At 36.3% G+C, this 19,087-nt stretch carries 18 protein-coding genes; 11 read left to right on the top strand and 7 right to left on the bottom strand.

The window, feature by feature from the left end; genetic code table 11:
- Positions 1–74 precede the first annotated feature (74 nt).
- Positions 75–956 (bottom strand): hypothetical protein, encoded by an 882-nt coding sequence (locus HX004_RS03710; protein ID WP_286440954.1) that lies wholly within the window; start codon positions 954–956, stop codon positions 75–77.
- 350 nt (positions 957–1,306) lie between these two features.
- On the opposite strand from HX004_RS03710, the gene HX004_RS03705 reads away from it, so the two are divergent.
- Positions 1,307–1,624, top strand: a complete 318-nt coding sequence (locus tag HX004_RS03705) for a hypothetical protein (protein ID WP_286440953.1) — start codon at positions 1,307–1,309, stop codon at positions 1,622–1,624.
- A 607-nt stretch (positions 1,625–2,231) separates the two neighbouring features.
- On the opposite strand, the gene HX004_RS03700 is transcribed toward HX004_RS03705, so the two are convergent.
- The 3 genes from HX004_RS03700 to HX004_RS03690 all read right to left on the bottom strand — a co-directional run bounded on the left by HX004_RS03700 (position 2,232) and on the right by HX004_RS03690 (position 5,391).
- Entirely contained in the window at positions 2,232–2,567 is a 336-nt protein-coding gene (locus tag HX004_RS03700; protein WP_286440952.1) for a heavy-metal-associated domain-containing protein, read from the bottom strand.
- A gap of 20 nt (positions 2,568–2,587) precedes the next feature.
- A complete protein-coding gene (locus HX004_RS03695; protein ID WP_286440951.1) occupies positions 2,588–4,831 on the bottom strand; it encodes a TonB-dependent receptor plug domain-containing protein in 2,244 nt (747 codons plus the stop codon).
- Positions 4,832–4,914: 83 nt separating this feature from the next.
- Positions 4,915–5,391 (bottom strand): HYC_CC_PP family protein, encoded by a 477-nt coding sequence (locus HX004_RS03690; RefSeq protein ID WP_502888456.1) that lies wholly within the window; start codon positions 5,389–5,391, stop codon positions 4,915–4,917.
- Between the two features lie 128 nt (positions 5,392–5,519).
- Between HX004_RS03690 and HX004_RS03685 the strand changes: the two genes are divergently transcribed.
- From HX004_RS03685 to HX004_RS03670, 4 genes are all read left to right on the top strand, one after another.
- Positions 5,520–5,981, top strand: a complete 462-nt coding sequence (locus HX004_RS03685) for an XrtF-associated fRMsr-like GAF protein (RefSeq protein WP_286440949.1) — start codon at positions 5,520–5,522, stop codon at positions 5,979–5,981.
- A 139-nt stretch (positions 5,982–6,120) separates the two neighbouring features.
- The gene (gene rpsO, locus HX004_RS03680; RefSeq protein ID WP_002987657.1) at positions 6,121–6,390 is read left to right on the top strand and encodes a 30S ribosomal protein S15; all 270 of its coding nucleotides are present in this window, start codon (positions 6,121–6,123) and stop codon (positions 6,388–6,390) included.
- A gap of 175 nt (positions 6,391–6,565) precedes the next feature.
- A complete protein-coding gene (locus tag HX004_RS03675; RefSeq protein ID WP_286440948.1) occupies positions 6,566–8,746 on the top strand; it encodes a polyribonucleotide nucleotidyltransferase in 2,181 nt (726 codons plus the stop codon).
- 117 nt (positions 8,747–8,863) lie between these two features.
- A complete protein-coding gene (locus HX004_RS03670; protein WP_286440947.1) occupies positions 8,864–9,802 on the top strand; it encodes a ketopantoate reductase family protein in 939 nt (312 codons plus the stop codon).
- Between the two features lie 32 nt (positions 9,803–9,834).
- On the opposite strand, the gene HX004_RS03665 is transcribed toward HX004_RS03670, so the two are convergent.
- Positions 9,835–10,125, bottom strand: coding sequence for a hypothetical protein (locus HX004_RS03665; RefSeq protein WP_286440946.1), 291 nt, complete (start codon positions 10,123–10,125; stop codon positions 9,835–9,837).
- A 401-nt stretch (positions 10,126–10,526) separates the two neighbouring features.
- Between HX004_RS03665 and HX004_RS03660 the strand changes: the two genes are divergently transcribed.
- Positions 10,527–11,912 carry a trimethylamine monooxygenase gene (locus tag HX004_RS03660; protein ID WP_286440945.1) on the top strand — a complete coding sequence of 462 codons (1,386 nt, stop codon included), beginning with the start codon at positions 10,527–10,529 and terminating at the stop codon, positions 11,910–11,912.
- 183 nt (positions 11,913–12,095) lie between these two features.
- A complete protein-coding gene (locus tag HX004_RS03655; protein ID WP_002987652.1) occupies positions 12,096–12,959 on the top strand; it encodes a sigma-70 family RNA polymerase sigma factor in 864 nt (287 codons plus the stop codon).
- Between the two features lie 79 nt (positions 12,960–13,038).
- Here the strand turns inward: HX004_RS03655 and lysS are convergent, their stop codons facing one another.
- The gene (gene lysS / locus HX004_RS03650; protein ID WP_286440944.1) at positions 13,039–14,739 is read right to left on the bottom strand and encodes a lysine--tRNA ligase; all 1,701 of its coding nucleotides are present in this window, start codon (positions 14,737–14,739) and stop codon (positions 13,039–13,041) included.
- 198 nt (positions 14,740–14,937) lie between these two features.
- Between lysS and HX004_RS03645 the strand changes: the two genes are divergently transcribed.
- The 4 genes from HX004_RS03645 (at position 14,938) to HX004_RS03630 (ending at position 17,263) form a co-directional block, all read left to right on the top strand.
- On the top strand, positions 14,938–15,102 hold the full coding sequence (locus tag HX004_RS03645; protein ID WP_286440943.1) for a YqaE/Pmp3 family membrane protein: 165 nt from the start codon (positions 14,938–14,940) through the stop codon (positions 15,100–15,102).
- 10 nt (positions 15,103–15,112) lie between these two features.
- On the top strand, positions 15,113–15,817 hold the full coding sequence (gene lipB, locus HX004_RS03640) for a lipoyl(octanoyl) transferase LipB (RefSeq protein WP_286440942.1): 705 nt from the start codon (positions 15,113–15,115) through the stop codon (positions 15,815–15,817).
- A gap of 71 nt (positions 15,818–15,888) precedes the next feature.
- On the top strand, positions 15,889–16,548 hold the full coding sequence (rpe, locus tag HX004_RS03635) for a ribulose-phosphate 3-epimerase (RefSeq protein WP_286440941.1): 660 nt from the start codon (positions 15,889–15,891) through the stop codon (positions 16,546–16,548).
- A gap of 100 nt (positions 16,549–16,648) precedes the next feature.
- Positions 16,649–17,263, top strand: coding sequence for a pyridoxine/pyridoxamine 5'-phosphate oxidase (locus HX004_RS03630; protein WP_286441130.1), 615 nt, complete (start codon positions 16,649–16,651; stop codon positions 17,261–17,263).
- A gap of 173 nt (positions 17,264–17,436) precedes the next feature.
- Here the strand turns inward: HX004_RS03630 and groL are convergent, their stop codons facing one another.
- Complete coding sequence (gene groL, locus HX004_RS03625) at positions 17,437–19,065, bottom strand: chaperonin GroEL (protein ID WP_286440940.1); 1,629 nt, start codon at positions 19,063–19,065, stop codon at positions 17,437–17,439.
- Positions 19,066–19,087: the final 22 nt, after the last annotated feature.

Genomic DNA, 19,087 nt, shown 5'->3' with positions numbered 1-19,087 from the left:
GAGGTTATTTATAACTATAGAATCGTAGATTGGGAAAGTAACGGGTATAATAAAACAGAGTTTAAACTCTGTTTTTAAAATGGAAGACCATCATCATAGTAATAATCTGTTGGATCTAGAAATATATGAAAAGGTAATTGGGTTGGCATTCGTTTATCAGTTGCTTTAATATAAATCACTTGATTCTTAGGATCGAGCCTAAGTATTTCGCCTACTCGCTCTGTATTCCTCATTACATAACCTCCTACATCAATTCGCGTACCGTTTATTATAACCGCTTTATCACTTAATATCTTAAAAATAATTTTACTTGAGGTATTTTCCCTTATGGACTCTTGGATCTGTATTTGTTTGTTCAAGTTAGATAAAGAATCTAAAATTAGCTGTGTATCAGGAGAAATTTCAGTAATTTCAGCAGGTTTAGCAGCTTTAATACCTAATTGTTTAATAATTGAATTTTCAATTGAATCACTATTATGATGTATTAAGGTTTGTATTATAGAGTTAGCTATTTCATCAATTTTGATTTGTACATTATCTATTCTCAAGTTTTCATCATAATCGATGGTTCTGATACCAGATACATCAAATACTCTTGGTGTTTTATTGTCTTTGATCAAGGTGATACTCTTGTCAAAAGCTTGTCTCATACCTAGTTCATAAAAAACGTTGGCGTTTTTTGCACTTAGATCACAAATAACATGATCAGATTCAATGATTTTTCGAATGATATCTAAAACGATATTGTTGGTTTTATATTCGTCATCAGCTCTGACAGGAGTTAATCCCGCTTTAATTACTGCAGGTTTAATCAAATGTTCATAGACTCTTTTAAAATGACTTTTTTCGTATCCCTCTTGGTCTGAAATAGGCATGACCACAAAGCAAATCCTTTCTTTATCTCCTGCGGTCTCTTGTTCCGTAGCTTTTTCTTTTGTTGTGTTTTTTGCACTCATAGTTTTCTTCTGGTTAGGTAGGTTCTAGTAATCGAAAGTAGTTGAAAAGTTAAATAAAAGCAACTTTGTAATTGATAGTAATAAAATATCCCTGCAAACATCTGCTGGGATTTTACAACTCTACGGGAATAAATTACTTCTTGGGATTAATTTCTTCAGCCCAAGAAGATATGTTCTTATGCTGAGTGATTATTCTTCGGGTATTGTTTTCATTTCATTAAACTACTTACTGCTAGTGGGAAGATTTATTTTGGTATAGTAAAAATGTATACTTTGTTAATTGTTAATATTTACTTTTAATAGATGTTAATATCCTTTATTTTTAGATTAATCAATTTTAAATATGTATTATGAAAAAATTATTTTTATTATTAATATTTATGCTGTCAATGGGAGCGTTTGCTCAAAAACCTTTTGACCCATCTCCTCAAGCAAAATGTATGTATGTTCCAGGATTTGTAACCGAATGTCCTCTCAATCTTTATTCTACTGATGATCCTCCTCATCAATATATAAGTTATGTTATTGAAATATGTGGTACGGTTTTAAAAGATCCTATTCCACAAGTGTTACAAGATATTCAAAATTACATATGTACTTATGGGGAGTTTCCTTCTAATGTTAAAGTTGAAGTAAAAAGGTATCTACCTCCGTTTGATATTGATTAATCTTATATTATTGTATCTAAGCATTCTTAATTCTTTAAGAATGCTTCTTTTGTAAATACGCGACGCGGGTTTAAAATCTAATGTTACTTGATAGAATTTTTGTATATACAGGAATTTTAAACTCTAGTTATAAATACTAGAATGAAGTAAAATATTAATCAACCTCAAAGATGAAAACGTATAAGTACATTTTTCTAGGAATTTTTGTATTATTCTTTTTTTAAAAAAGAATGGTAATGTATTGTACAAGTTGTATAATCATAAGAATTAAATTATTAGAGGGTGACCTTTTGAGGTCCCCTCTTTTTTATTAAATTTTACTTTTTTGCGTAAATTTTTCAAAAAGTGATAAAAATCATGTTTTATGCATGCATAGCATCTTACATTTGTCATGTAATAAAATACAGCTATAAAGAGAATTACGTTTCTTTTTATCCTTCAAGTAAATAATGTTTTAGTGTCTTGTTCAAGATGGTTTACTGAAGATAGGGAGAAATGCTATGAAAAAGAAAAAGATATTTTGTAGTTTGTGAGTTTGGCTACAGAATAGCATATTGTTGTTTGAAAAAAAAGCACTAATCGCTAGTTAGTGCTTTTTTTGTTTTTGCTATCTTTCGTACTTACAACAGCTGTGTAAGTTGTTATAAGCCTCATCTGTTGCTTTAATTAAAGCTGTATCATGACCAACTTTAGCGATGGCTTCTTGTACTTCTTTTCCTGTTGTTTTCTTTGGATTTAGATATACTGTCAATTGTTGATCCGCTACAGACCAATCAACAGAGCGTACTCCTTTAACATCTAAAGCTGCCTTTTCGATGCGTTTTTTACACATATCACATTGTCCTTTAACTGCAATTACTTGTTTGGGTTGTTCTTTTTCTTGTGCAAATAGTGCTGCAGTTGTCAATAGGGTAAGTCCTAAGGTTAAAATTACTTTTTTCATATTGTAAGCGTTTGAGTTAATTAATCAAGTTTGAATCGCAATCCCGCATAGTACATAGAACCAGCAATTGGCGCATAAACCATAGAAGTATCAAAATCAGCATCAAAAGGATTTTGTGCACTTACAATTGGATTGCGTTGTTTGTAGTTACCAATGTTTTCACCTCCTACGTAAAATTCAAATCGAGGAGAAAATACTTTGGTGATCTGAAAATTCATTAATGAATAAGGATTCGAAGACGATTTTAGTTGATTCACTTCTGCATATTGTGCGGTGGAGGTCATGCGTTGTTTGCCTAACCAATTGTAAGTGAAATCAAATTTCCAATGCGCTCCATTGTCTTTTTCATTGGTTGTATATTCTAAATTGGCAAAAAAGCGGTGTTTCGGTTGGTAGGCCTTTTCAAATTTACCTGTTTTTTGATCCGTGGCAATGTCATAGTACTTATAAGCCGAACGCAAATTTAAATTGCGAGCTAAGTTATAGTTTACCTCGAGTTGAAAACTATTCGCATACGATTTGCCCTCTAAGTTGTAGAATAACAATTGATGTGCATTATAATCGGCATCTACGACAATTTGATTTTCGAAGTCTGTGCGATAGAAATCAAGCGTTACATCCCCTTTTCGACCAATAAGATGGAAGTTTTGCGTAAAGCTCAATCCGTAGTTCCAAGCAATTTCAGGATCTAAATCGTAAATCTTACCGTTGTTCCCTTCAATTTGAAAATAGCGATTGGTAGCAAAGAAAATTTGATTTTCTGCAAATACATTGGCCAAGCGTTTTCCTCTACCCACAGAAGCACGTAAAACACCATTTTCCCACGGATTATAACGCAAGTGTAAACGCGGAGTAGCAAATACCCCCATGCGGTTGTGATAATCGACACGCATACCCGCTACAACGCTAAAATCTGTCGTGTTATCATAGGTGTATTCATAAAATGCACCTAGCGCATTATCTGTTCGATTGAAATCTCCATCGATACCCGGAACGAGTACCTGTTCGGTATACTGATCTAATGTAAAGCTAAGTCCTGTTGTAAATTTGTGAAGTGTATTGCTAATGATGGAATTGAACACAAAGTTAGAATACAAGCTGTTTTGCTTGATGTCATACATGTTTAATCCAAAATAAGAATCTTGTTTGTGGTAGTTATACGCTACTTGTAATCCCGCACTTTGAAAAGGCATATCGGCAAATACATACCCTAGTTTGGTAGATAAATCAAGTTTCTCAGTGTTGATTTCAGATCCCCAAAGGACTGTAGATCCTTTGTCTTTCTTTTTGTCGAAATCCACTTGTCCAGCCACCTTGTTGTCTTTCATATAGCGGGCGGTGATAAAACTAACCACACCCTTTTCAGGATTGATGTATTGCCAGCGATTCATAACGTTAATTTGCTCTCCTTTAGGCATATCCAAGAAACCGTCGTGATTCTTATCGTGATCACCCGTTCTCAAGTTCCCGTGAATAAAAAGAGAAGAACTCCATTTGTCGCTTAAACGATAATTTCCGTGCACATTGGCCTCAAAACGCTCGTCATTCGATCCGTATAGATTTAAATAGAAAGGACGATCTGTAGCAGGTTTAATGAGTTCCGTATTCAACTGACCTGAAATACTCTCATAACCGTTGATTACCGTTCCCGCTCCTTTAGTAACTTGAATGCTTTCCACCCATGTACCTGGAGTAAAAGTCAAGCCGTAAATTTGAGAAGCACCGCGTACTGATGGGATGTTCTCTTCCGCAATTAGAATATACGGACTCGTCAGTCCCAACATTTTAATCTGTTTGGTTCCTGTTATTGCATCCGTGTAGTTTACATCAATAGAAGGGTTGGTTTCAAAAGCTTCTGAAATATTACAACAAGCGGCTTTCAGTAACTCACCGCTATTCATAGTGAAGCTGTTGGTTGTTCCTTTAATGGAACGTGTTGTATTGCGTTGTTTCGTTTGAATGATAACCTCACCTAACGATTCCTCTGGCTGTAAAACAAGGTGATACGATTGCCCTGCTTGAGGAGAGATCGTTTGTGTTTGATAACCGATATAGGAAACCGTTAAAGGTTCTTTTTCAATAAAATTGAGTGTAAATTTTCCCTGTGCATCTGTTGCTACACCAATAGATTGCTTGGCGTAAAAAACAGAAGCTCCGATAATAGGGGTATGTGTTTCGTCTACGATTTGTCCGGTAATCGTTTGTTGCGCATATAGCGATGTACCTGCCGTTAATACAGCAAGTGTTACAAAGTGTTTAATCATTGTTTACGTGTCTTTGTTCATACAAAATAGAAGCGTTCGACTTCAATAGAGAAGAGTCAAACGAAAATTGTAGGGACAAAGAATTAAGCGTAAAGAACTAAGCGACAATATAGTTGGTAGAGTGGAGGAGCGTGAGCCTCCATATAATAGGCTAAAATCTCCTGTTTTTGAACCGGAGCGTCAACGCCATAGCTGGATAAAGTTGTCCAATTGTAATCCGGTAGAACGAATTCGAAATTAGGAGCATATACATGCTGAATATTGTGATCCGAAGGATTGGATTTAATCACTTCATCCTGACAACATTTTTTATCCGCAAATTTCTTGACTGGTTTTTCAACCGCTTTTTTAGTAGAACAACAAGCTTTTTCTTCTTGTTGAATTTGTTGTTCCATTTCCATGGTACATCCCGTATCGGCATCTTGTTGATGGGTATGGGCATAACGCAAGGGACTGTAGTGGGCTTCGCCTTGACAATAATGCACACTCATTGACCATCCTATGTTTGAAAATAGGAAAATCAATAAAAACCAGATACTGACAAGTCGTTTGCTTAGCATGGAACAAAAATAAGAAAAAAAGCAGGATTTCAATAGAGTAGAAGTTTTTTTGTTCAAAATAGGGGGGTAAAAAAAGAAAAAATGCCTACAAGAGAAAGTGTACCTTTGGTTGATTAAAACAACAAAAGATGCAAACGTTATATTCAACACTTTTAGAAGAATCAAAGCGTATTATAGCAGGAGAAGCTAGTGTTACGGAGAAGTTACAAGCCATTTGTGATGTATTAGAAAACAAAGTACCTCATTATGATTGGGTGGGATTTTACTTTGCTGAAGCAGAAAAGCGTTTATTACACCTAGGACCTTATACAGGAGAGGCAACAGATCACACCGTTATTCCATTTGGTAAGGGAATTTGTGGGCAAGTGGCTGAAAGCAATCAGACATTCTTAGTCGAAGACGTTATGGCACAAAGCAATTATATTGCGTGTAGTATGACTGTAAAATCAGAAATTGTCGTACCTTTATTTGTTGATGGTGTGAATATTGGACAAATAGATATCGACTCTCATACGTTGAATGCCTTTACGGAAGACGACCAAGTTTTCTTAGAAACACTCAATGAAACCATTGCTTCACTTTATATATAAGGTGGTGTTATAGAGGGATTTATTATTTTTTTGAAAAAAAATAAAGAACTGTGATGGTGGTTTGAAAAATAAAAGTACCTTTGCAATTGAATTTTAGAAAACTAGAATTCGTACATAAAAATCATTAAAGAATATTGGCATGTATTTAACAAAAGAAAAAAAGGCTGAGATCTTCCAACAACACGGAGGTGTAGCTGCAAACACAGGATCTGCAGAAGGACAAATCGCTTTGTTCACTTACAGAATCTCTCACTTAACTGAGCACTTAAAAAGAAATCGTAAAGATTACAACACGGAGCGTTCATTAGTTCTTTTAGTAGGTAAAAGAAGAAGACTTCTTGACTACTTAAAGAAAACTGAGATTAACAGATATCGTGAGATCATTAAAGTATTGGGTATTAGAAAATAATCAATATAGGAAAGAGGTGCCTGCGCGCCTCTTTTTGTTTTTTTGCCTTTAGCAGAGTTAGATCTGGTTTTTCATTGGGTTTCATATACTACACAACAACACACACAACACAACACACACAACACATTTTACGTCTCTCTTCGGAGAGACAGAAACCCTAAAGTATTAAATTATTATGATTCCTAAGGTAACCAAAGAAATTATCGATTTAGGAGATGGACGTAGCATCTCAATCGAAACGGGGAAATTAGCGAAACAAGCAGATGGTTCTGTTGTTGTTCGTATGGGAGACTGTATGCTTTTAGCTACAGCAGTTTCTGCGAGAACAGCGAATCCTGGTGTGGACTTCCTTCCCTTAACTGTAGATTACAGAGAAAAATTCGCTGCTGCTGGACGTTTTCCAGGAGGCTTTTTTAAACGTGAGGCTCGCCCGAGTGATCAAGAAGTATTGACAATGCGTCTAGTTGACCGTTGTTTACGCCCATTGTTCCCAGACGATTACCACGCGGAAACACAAGTGATGATTCAGTTAATGTCTCATGACGAAAATGTAATGCCTGATGCTTTAGCTGGTTTAGCTGCTTCTGCAGCATTAGCTGTATCAGATATTCCTTTTTACAATTCAATCTCTGAGGTGAGAGTTGGACGTATCGACGGACAATTTATCATCAACCCATCAAAAGAACAATTAGATCAATCGGATATCGACATGATGATCGGTGCATCTAAAGATTCTGTTTGTATGGTAGAGGGTGAGATGAGAGAAATCTCAGAACAAGAAATGATCGATGCAATTAAGTTTGCTCATGACGCTATCAAAGTTCAAATCGAAGCACAAGAGAAAATGCGTGCAGCTTTAGGTCTTACTTTCCGTGAGTATGAACCAGAAGTTACCGATGCTGAAGTAGAGAAAATCGTTCATGATGCAGCTTACGCTAAATTGTATGACATCGCTTCACATGCAAGTGCGAAAAGCGAACGCGGTGAGAAATTTGCTGAGGTATACGAAGAGGTGAAAGCTTTATTCTCTGAAGAAGATTTAGCTGAAAAAGCTGAACTTATCAGTACTTATTTCAAAAAGACACAAAAAGAAGCGGTACGCAACTTGATCTTAGATCAAAATATCCGTTTAGATGGTCGTAAAACGACTGAAATCCGCCCAATCTGGAGTGAAGTAGATTATTTACCTTCAGTACACGGATCATCTATCTTTACACGTGGTGAAACCCAAGCTTTAGCTACAGTAACACTAGGTACATCAAGAGATGCAAACATCATCGATTTACCGAGTGAACAAGGAGAAGAAAGATTCTATTTACACTATAACTTCCCTCCATTCTCAACTGGTGAAGCAAAACCTTTAAGAGGTACTTCACGTCGTGAGGTTGGACATGGAAACTTAGCGCAACGTGCGTTGAAAAACATGATTCCTGCAGATTGTCCGTATACTATTCGTTTAGTTTCTGAAGTATTAGAGTCAAACGGTTCGTCTTCTATGGCAACAGTTTGTGCGGGTACTTTAGCGCTAATGGATGCAGGTATTCAAATTGTGAAACCAGTTTCTGGTATTGCAATGGGATTAATCTCGGATTCTAAAACAGGACGTTGGGCTGTATTGTCTGATATCTTAGGGGATGAAGATCACTTAGGAGATATGGACTTTAAGGTTACTGGAACAAGAGATGGTATCACAGCTTGTCAAATGGACATTAAAATCGATGGATTAGCTTATGATATCATGGAACAAGCATTGAAACAAGCACTGGACGGTCGTCTACATATCTTAGGATTGTTAGAAGAAACAATTGCTGTTCCTAACGCTACAGTAAAACCGAAAGCACCTAAAATTGTTACTGTTACAATCCCGAAAGATTTTATCGGTGCAATTATCGGACCTGGAGGTAAAAATATTCAAGCACTTCAAGCTGAAACAGGTACTACGATCGTTATTAACGAAGAAGGTGACTTTGGTTTAATTGAAGTATTGGGTACTGATCAAGCAGGTATGGATAGAGCTTTAGCTTCAATTAGCAATACAATCTTCTCTCCAGTTGAAGGAGAAGTGTATAAAGTGAAAGTAGTGAAAATGTTAGATTTTGGTGCAGTAGTAGAATTCGTACCAGGAAAAGAAACTTTACTTCACGTATCTGAATTTGATTGGAAACGCATTGAAAATCCTTCAGATGTATTGAAAATTGGAGATGAGTTAGAAGTGAAATACATGGGTATTGATCCGAAAACGAAAAAACCTAAAGTTTCTAAAAAAGCGCTTATGCCGCGTCCTCCAAGAGAAAATAAACCAGAAGGTAACAAACCAGAAGGAACTCAAGGAGCAAAAACAGAAGAGAAGAAGTAATGCTGATCATCATATAAAAACACCTCATTTGAGGTGTTTTTTTGTTTTTATACCCTTTAGAAATAGCGAGTTTTCTCGGTTTTTGAGTATCTTTAAAACTCAATAAAGAAATACAATATGAGTAAAGTAAATATAGGAATTATTGGTTTAGGAGGGGTTGGTGGATTTTATGGTGGACTGTTGGCGCATCATTTTGAAAGCGAAGAACAAGTGGATATTCACTTTGTTGCTAGAGGAGAGCACGGCAAACAAATCAAAAAACACGGACTGACAGTGTTATCTAAAGATAGTGTTATCGTTGGAAAACCAACTCGAGTAGTAGAACGCGTACAAGATTTGGGTAAGATGGATTTTATCTTACTTTGTACGAAGGAATATGACCTAGATGAGGTAATTGTTGATTTGAAGGCAATCGTGGCTAAAAATACCGTTATTTTACCTCTGTTAAATGGAGTAGAGGCTTTTGAAAAGCTAGATCGTGAACTTGAAGCGGAAGTATGGCAAGGCTGTACGTATATGGTTTCTCGTTTAAAGGAACCTGGGGTGATTGACAATCCAAGTGGCAGGCAAAAAATTGTGTTTGGACGCACAGAAAAAGTAACTTCTTTGATGAGGCAAGTGAATCATTTATTACAAGCAGCTGGAATTAATTCTTTTTGTACTCAAGATATCGCTAAAGAAGTATGGGAAAAGTATATTTTAGTTTCTTCTTCTGCAGTAGCAACGACATTTTACAATTGCTCTTTTGGAGTAGTGATGCGCGATCATACCGCTACGATACATACATTAGTAACAGAAGCGAGTGCAGTAGCTATAGCAAAAGGAGTTCAGTTGACAAAAGACGCTGTTGAGGTAATTATGGAGCGTTTGGCAGCAATTCCCTTTGATTCTACTACGTCTATGCATAGTGATTTTTCTAGTAATAAAGCGCAAACAGAGCTTGAAGTCATGGCAGGATATTTAATTCGAGAAGGAGAACGTCTGCAAACGGATGTTCAAACTTATCAAAAAATGTATGCCGTGTTGAAAGATAAACAAGGAAAATATACCTTATAATAAGCAAAAGAGCCGTTTGTAACGGCTCTTTTTTATTGAGAAATAATCAAATACAATAGGGTAGTAACGGAGAGCATACTAGGTAAAATTAATGTACGCCAAGCTACTTTTTTCTTTATCGCTAATACAAACCATAAAATTGGGATGCAAAATAGGGTCGCTAGTAGTGGAAACCACAACAACTCATATAAAGCACCTATAACAGTATAAGTATAGATTCCATTGGCTCCAATTCGACTCAAAAGTACGAAACTGATAATCAGTAAAGCACTTAAGAAAGAAAGGCTGTGTAACGTAATAGTTAGTTTAGGTGTTTGATTCATCTTAATCTGTTTTTGTTGGTTAGAATAAAGATATTCATTTTATCTTTTCCTACAATTGAATTATTTTGAAATTATAGCTTGATTTTTAAGTAGTTAAAAACGGGCTGATTTGGTCATGTCCTAAAAATTGCTTATATTTGCTAGAACAGCTGAAAAGTGATGCATAAAAATCACTTGCAATTAGACAGTAATAGATAGAGGATTCTCCTCTTTGTCTGCTAAGAACCTTTTGTGGTTCTCCTATTATTAGGTTCTCCTTTGTGAGGACCTATCAAATCACTCAACAAGAGTGTCTGTAAGAATCTATGTACAAGATTCTTTCTTTGATGAAATCTAAAATATCGTTTATTAATTAGCTCCATTTCGCAAGAAAGTTAGGGGCCTAAAAATAGTAGTATATAATGACTAATTTTAAAGTAGGAATTATTGGAGCAGGTCCAAGTGGACTTGCTATGTTGAGAGCTTTCGAATCAGAACAGAAAAAAGGAAATTCAATCCCTGAGATTAAATGTTACGAAAAACAAGATAATTGGGGCGGAATGTGGAATTATACTTGGCGTACAGGTGTAGGGAAATACGGAGAACCTTTGCACGGTAGTATGTATAAGTACTTGTGGTCAAACGGACCTAAAGAATGTTTAGAATTTGCGGATTATACGTTTATGGACCACTTTAAACAACCGATTTCTTCTTATCCTCCAAGAGAAGTCCTTTTTGATTATATCGAAGGGCGAATTAAGCAAAGTAATGCAAGAAATTACATTAAGTTTAATACGGTAGCGCGTTGGGTAGACTATTTAGAAGACAAAAAGCAATTCCGCGTTATTTTTGATGACTTGGTAGCCAACAAAACGTTCGAAGAGTTTTTCGATTATTTAGTATTAGGTACAGGTCACTTCTCTACTCCGAATATGCCTTTCTTTAAAGGCATTGACAATTTCCCTGGAACGGTAATGCACGCACATGATTTCCGTGGAGCAGATCAATTCATCGACAAAGATATTCTCTTGATTGGAAGTAGTTATTCAGCAGAAGATATCGGAGTACAGTGCTTTAAACACGGAAGTAAATCAGTAACGATTTCTTATCGTACCAATCCAATTGGAGTGAAGTGGCCAAAGGGAGTAGAAGAAAAAACCATTGTTACCCATTTTGAAGACAATAAAGCCTTTTTTAAAGATGGGACGTCTAAAGAATTTGATGCTGTGGTCTTGTGTACGGGATACCAACATAAGTTCCCTTTCTTGCCCGATAATCTGCGTTTAAAAACGAAGAACTGTTTATATCCTGATAATTTATATAAAGGCGTTGTGTTTAATGAAAATGAACGTCTAATCTTCTTGGGAATGCAAGACCAATATTATACGTTTAATATGTTTGACGCTCAAGCTTGGTTTGCAAGAGACTATATGTTAGGACGTATTGCTCTTCCTTCTAAAGAAGAACGCGATAGTGATATTGCCAAATGGTTGAAAGGAGAAGAACAGACAACAACAAGTAATGAGCAAGTAGATTTCCAAACGGCTTATATTAAAGATTTAATTGGATTGACAGATTATCCGACGTTTAATATTGATGAAGTAGGGGAAATGTTTAAACGTTACTTAGATTCAAAAGAAATTGATATCCTAACTTATCGAGATCAAGTATATAAGTCGGTGATGACGAATGTAACTGCAGAAGAGCACCATACGGTTTGGATGAAAGAGCTCGATGATAGTTTGGAACGTTACTTGGATGAGGTGGAAGTGGATGAAAAAGAACTGAGTAAAGTCAATTATTATTAATCTTTGAGATTTTTTTAAATAAATTGTTTTTACAAAGCCTTAAAAATCATGTTTTTAGGGCTTTATTTTTTTAGAATGCTACAAAAGGAAAATATTTTTAAAAATATTGTAACCTTTTGATATAACTGTACGTATAACTATTGTAGACCATTAAGGACAAAGACAAATAAGGAGTAAAATACTATGAGACAACTTAAAATTACCAAGCAAGTTACGAATCGTGAAACCGCTTCACTAGATAAGTATTTGCAAGAGATTGGTAAAGTAGATTTGATTACTGCAGATGAAGAGGTAGAATTAGCGCAACGAATTAAAGCAGGAGATCAAAGAGCTTTAGAAAAGTTAACTAAAGCGAACTTAAGATTCGTGGTTTCGGTAGCAAAACAATACCAAAACCAAGGGTTGACACTTCCGGATTTAATTAATGAAGGAAACTTAGGATTGATCAAGGCAGCACAGCGTTTTGATGAAACTCGTGGTTTTAAATTTATTTCTTATGCAGTTTGGTGGATTAGACAATCTATTTTATCCGCTTTAGCTGAGCAATCGAGAATTGTACGTTTACCATTAAACAAAATTGGTTCGATCAATAAAATTAACAAGATGTACGCGTTATTAGAACAGTCTAATGAACGTCCACCTTCAGCAGAGGAAATTGCAGTAGAGTTGGATATGACTGTCAATGATGTAAAAGAGAGTATGAAAAACTCAGGACGTCACTTATCTATGGATGCTCCTTTGGTAGAAGGAGAAGATTCTAACTTATATGACGTATTGCGTTCAGGTGAATCACCAAACCCAGACCGTGAGTTAATCCACGAATCTTTGCGTACAGAGATTGAACGAGCATTGGAAACGCTTACACCTCGTGAGGCTGATGTAGTTCGCTTATACTTCGGTTTAGGGGATCAACACCCAATGACGTTAGAAGAAATAGGAGAAACGTTTGATTTAACAAGAGAACGCGTTAGACAGATTAAGGAAAAAGCGATTCGTCGCTTGAAACACACTTCAAGAAGTAAAATACTGAAAACGTATTTAGGATAAAAAAAAAAGCACTGCTTGAGCAGTGCTTTTTTTATGTACTTGTTTGAATAAAAAAAGGGATGCAAAGCACCCCTTTTTTTTAGTGTTGATAAACAACATATTTTGTTTCTTCTTCAGTCACTATTTTGGTCAAATTGTGTGAAGATAAAGCTTTCATTGCTTTATCCCATTTCTTACCACTCAAAGCCGCTTGTTCTTTTAACGAACCTAGCTCGACTTTGTTTTCGTTTTTCTCTAGAATTTGGATGATGATTTTTTCTTCATCTGATAATTCTACAGCAGGAGCCGTTTTTTCAGGTCTCATTTGTGGGAAGAATAACACTTCTTGAATCGATGGATTATTGGTCAAGAACATGATTAAACGATCCATTCCAATTCCCAATCCTGAGGTAGGTGGCATTCCGTATTCTAATGCACGCAAGAAATCTTGGTCGATAAACATCGCTTCGTCATCTCCGCGATCTGCTAAAGCCATTTGAGCTTCAAAACGCTCTCTTTGGTCAATAGGGTCGTTTAACTCTGAATAGGCATTGGCAATTTCTTTTCCACAAACCATTAATTCAAAACGCTCCGTTAACTCTGGATTATCGCGGTGTGCTTTTGTCAATGGAGACATTTCTTTTGGATAATCAGTGATATAGGTCGGTTGGATGTAATTTCCTTCACATTTTTCACCAAAAATCTCGTCAATTAACTTCCCTTTACCCATCGTTTGGTCTACTGGAATTCCCATGCCTAAAGCCGCTTGACGAATTTCTTCTTCAGTCTTTCCGGTAATGTCAAAACCAGTGAATTCTTTAATCGAATCAGCCATAGTGATTCGCTTATAAGGTGCTTTAAAGTCGATTTCGTGCTCGCCAAATGTTGCTTTTGTCGTTCCATTTACAGCAATCGCACAGAACTCTAATAGGCGCTCTGTGAATTCCATCATCCAGTTGTAATCTTTGTAAGCTACATAGATTTCCATTGCCGTAAACTCTGGATTATGTGTTCTATCCATCCCCTCGTTACGGAAGTTTTTAGAGAATTCATATACTCCATCAAACCCACCAACGATTAAACGTTTTAAATACAATTCGTTTGCAATACGCAAATACAACGGAATATCTAAAGCATTGTGATGCGTAATGAATGGACGAGCCGATGCACCTCCAGGGATAGATTGCAATACAGGTGTTTCAACCTCCATATAGCCAGCCTCGTTGAAGAACTGACGCATAGCGTTGAACAATTTAGTACGCTTAACGAAAATCTCCTTGTGCTGTGGATTGACAACTAAGTCAACATAACGCATTCTGTAACGCAATTCTGGATCTGTAAAAGCGTCAAAAGTATTCCCTTCGGCATCTGTTTTTGGTAACGGTAATGGACGTAGTGATTTACTCAACAAAGAAAGTCCTTGTACACGTACAGTTTTTTCTCCTACTTGTGTAGTGAACAACTCTCCTTCAATACCAATAATATCTCCTAGATCGATTAGTTTTTTGTAAACTTCGTTATATAAATCTTTGTTCTCTCCTGGACAAAGTTCGTCTCTATTGATGTACAATTGAATTTTTCCTTCACTGTCTTGAATCGTTGCGAAAGAAGCTTTTCCTTGAATACGTGAAGACATTAATCTCCCCGCCACAATTACCTTCTTACCTTCTTCAAAACCGTTCTTTATCTGCTTGGATGTATGATTTACTGGAAATAAGTTTGCAGGATAAGGATTCACACCAAGCTCTTGCAATTTTGCGAGCTTCTCTCTTCTGATGATTTCTTGTTCTGAAAGTTGCATAATAATTGTGAATTATGAATTAATTTATAAAGTGCAAATATAGGTAATCTTTAAAAATTACGACCCATTGTATCTCTCCAAATGTCAGTTAATTAGTCAATTGATCTATTTTGAGGGAATCTCAAGAGCGGGTTTAACTGAAATCATAGTCATTATTCATAAAAAATGACGAAATTTGTACGGTATAAATAAGTGATTATGAGTATTTGGAGAGTAATTTTGTCTATTATATTTCCGCCTATTGCCGTGTACGATAAAGGGTGCGGATCCATACTAATTGTTTTTCTTTTAACCTTAGCAGGGTGGATTCCGGGGGTTATCGGAGCTTTAGTCATTCTCAATAATCCGAAATATAACCGCTAAGTTTTTGAACATGAATAAAGAAGTAACCCTAATTGATTTAGGCGAAAAAGACTATAAAGATACTTGGGCCTATCAAGAAGAACTCTTTCAATCGGTTTTAGATATTAAAATCAAAAATAGAAGAGAGGAAACAGAGGAGCCAACACCCAATTATTTTTTGTTTGTTGAACACCCTCATGTGTATACCTTAGGAAAAAGTGGAGACATTGAAAATTTATTGCTCAATGACGAGCAATTAAAAGCGAAAGGTGCTACATTTTATAAGATTAATAGAGGAGGTGATATTACTTATCACGGACCAGGTCAAATTGTAGGCTATCCTATTTTAGATTTGGAAAACTTCTTTACTGATATTCACAAGTATCTGCGTTTGTTGGAAGAAACGATGATTCTTGTACTTAAAGATTACGGTATTGAATCGGGTAGAAGTGAAGGAGAAACAGGAGTTTGGTTGGATGCTGGTACTCCATTTGCAAGAAAGATCTGCGCTATGGGCGTACGTGCTTCTCGTTGGGTGACCATGCACGGTTTTGCCTTGAATGTCAACTCGGACTTAGGGTATTTTGACAATATTATTCCTTGTGGGATTCGCGGTAAAGGTGTGACTTCTTTGCATGTGGAATTGGGCGTAAATTACGTAGATGAAGATGAAGTACGCGCTAAAATTATCAAGTATTTTACTGAATTATTTGAAGCAACTATAAAAGAGCAATAACATAATTTATAAAATCCTGAGAGGACTTTCCTCTTGGGATTTTTTTATCTTTGTACAAACAACACGATAGTATGAAAAATATAAAAATAGCGCCATCGGTTTTGGCTGCCGATTTTGCAAACCTACAACGCGATATTGAAATGATTAATGAAAGTCAAGCGGATTGGTTCCACATTGATATTATGGACGGTGTTTTCGTGCCAAATATCTCTTTTGGAATGCCCGTTTTAGCGGCTATCAATAAACACGCAAAGAAAACGCTAGACGTGCATTTGATGATTGTAGATCCTGATCGTTATATCAAAACATTTAAAGATTTAGGTGCAGATATCTTAACAGTACACTACGAGGCTTGTACGCATTTACACCGCACTGTACAAGCAATCAAAGCGGAGGGGATGCAAGCTGGAGTTGCTTTAAACCCACATACACCCGTTTCGGTTTTGGAAGATATTATTCAAGATTTGGATTTAGTGTTGATTATGAGCGTTAATCCTGGTTTTGGAGGACAGAGTTTTATCGAAAATACATACGAGAAAGTACGCAAATTAAAAGCCCTGATTGAGGCTAAAGGAGCAAATGTAATCATTGAGATTGATGGTGGTGTAAATAGCAAAAATGCAAAAGCTTTAGTAGATGCGGGAGCAGAAGCACTTGTAGCGGGTAATTTTGTGTTTAGTGCTGCAGATCCTATGGCAACAATTGCTGATTTAAAGGAAATCGTAAAATAATCCTATAGAGACGAAAGGCATTTGTTTACTGATAAAGTAAGTACAGCCGAATTTCATATAAAAATGACATCTTTGTTTTTAAAAGCAAAGATGTTTTTTTATTTTTAGGCAAGATGAATTTGAATCTAAAAAAGGTATGAAAGAACCGATTTCTTTATTTCGTCAACTGTTTGAAGAAGAATTAAAAGTAACCCCTGTTAAAATTCCTTCTGCTTGTTGTTTTACATCTATTGGTTTGGATGGATTTCCCAATAGTCGTTTTGTGTCTTGTAAAGAGATAATAGGGAATAGCTTCATTATTACGGGAAGTAAGACGGCGCGTAAAGGACAAGAAGTAGAGAAGAACAACAAGGTATCCCTTGCTTTTTGGTGGACGAGTACCCATGTACAAGTTCGCATACAAGGTGTAATCGAGGAGTTGGATTCGTCTTATAGTCATCGTTATTTTCAGGAGCGTAACAGAGAGAGTCAAGCCGTTTCTATAGTTAGTGCACAAGGAGAGGGTTTACAAGATCTAGCCGAATTAGAAGAGGCTTATACTGCATTATTGCAACAGTATGAAGGAAAAGCGTTGCCTACTCCAGCGTCTTTTGCTGCCTGGGTGGTTCAACCTTTTCGCATTGAATTTCTCCTTTTTAGCGAAGCTCGTTTTCACGAGCGAATTTTGTTTGAATGGGAAAATGGAGCATGGAGTAGCAGTAAGTTAAAACCTTGATATAGCATTCATCTTGACTTTCTCTAATTTTCACTTCAATCAAAAAAGTCAAGAGGAGTTCGTAGATTGAATTTTTTTGAAGTACAATTAAAAAAATTCACAACGCACAACTTACATATAAAAAAACGGCTTGAAGAATTCTTCAAGCCGTTTTTCTTATAATAGGGTAGATATTACATCATTCCTGGCATTCCGCCTCCCATTGGCATTCCACCACCATTTTCGTCTTTAATATCAACTAAAGCACATTCTGTGATCAGGATCATACCTGCAACTGAAGCTGCGTTTTCTAAAGCAACTCTCGTTACTTTTTTAGGATCGATTACGCCTGCTTGTAACATGTCGATGTATTCGTTTGTTTTAGCGTTGTATCCGAAGTTATTGCTTCCTTCTAATACTTTAGCTACAACAACAGAACCTTCTAAACCTGCGTTTTCAACAATGGTTCTCAATGGAGATTCAACCGCTTTCGCAATGATTTGAATACCTGTTTCTTCGTCAGCATTTACTGCTTTAATTGAATCAAGATTTGCCTTTGCACGAAGTAAAGCAACTCCACCTCCAGCAACGATTCCTTCTTCGATTGCAGCTCTTGTTGCGTGTAAAGCGTCATCAACTCTGTCTTTTTTCTCTTTCATTTCTACTTCTGTAGCTGCTCCAACATAAAGTACAGCAACACCTCCTGCTAATTTAGCTAAGCGTTCTTGTAGTTTTTCTCTATCATAGTCAGAAGTTGTAGTTTCCATCTGAGCTTTGATTTGGTTCACGCGGTTTTGAATCATATCTGATGCTCCGCTTCCGCTTACGATAGTCGTATTGTCTTTGTCAATGTTTACACGTTTACACGTACCTAACATTTCCAATGATGTATTTTCTAAAGTATATCCTTGTTCTTCTGAGATTACTACCCCACCCGTTAAGATGGCGATATCTTCTAACATTGCTTTTCTTCTGTCACCAAATCCAGGTGCTTTTACAGCTGCAATTTTTAAAGCTCCTCTTAATTTGTTTACTACTAATGTAGACAAAGCCTCACCATCAACATCTTCTGCGATGATTAATAAAGGTTTTCCAGATTGAGCGACTGGTTCTAATACAGGAAGTAATTCTTTTAAAGAAGATACTTTTTTGTCGTATAATAAGATGTAAGGTGAATCTAATTCTACCTCCATTTTTTCTGAATTGGTCACAAAGTAAGGAGATAAATATCCTCTGTCAAATTGCATTCCTTCTACTACATCAACGAATGTTTCTGTACCTTTTGCTTCTTCAACCGTGATTACACCTTCTTTACCTACTTTTTCAAATGCTTGGGCGATTAGCTCTCCAATGAATTCGTCATTGTTTGCCGAAATAGAAGCGATTTGTTGGATTTTATCCATTGATCCACCTACTTCTTGTGCTTGGTCTTTCAAATGGTTTACGATTACTTCAACCGCTTTGTCCATTCCGCGTTTTAAGTCCATCGGATTTGCTCCAGCAGCTACGTTTTTCAACCCTTCTTTTACAATAGCTTGTGCTAATACTGTAGCCGTTGTTGTTCCGTCACCCGCTAAGTCATTGGTTTTAGAAGCCACTTCTTTTACCATTTGAGCTCCCATGTTCTCTAACGCATCTTCTAGCTCCACTTCTTTAGCTACAGAAACACCATCTTTGGTTACTGTTGGTGCGCCAAATGCTTTTCCAATGATTACGTTTCTTCCTTTTGGTCCTAAAGTTACTTTAACAGCATTTGCTAAAGCGTCAACACCGCGTTTTAATCCTTCGCGTGCTTCAATGTCGAATTTAATATCTTTTGCCATGATTTAGTCTTGTTTTATTTAT

The sequence above is a fragment of the Myroides sp. 1354 genome, assembly GCF_030324495.1.
In the GTDB taxonomy this organism is placed as follows: Bacteria; Bacteroidota; Bacteroidia; order Flavobacteriales; family Flavobacteriaceae; genus Flavobacterium.
Note: the sequence above shows the minus strand (reverse complement) of the source record. Positions and strands in the feature narration are given on the sequence as shown.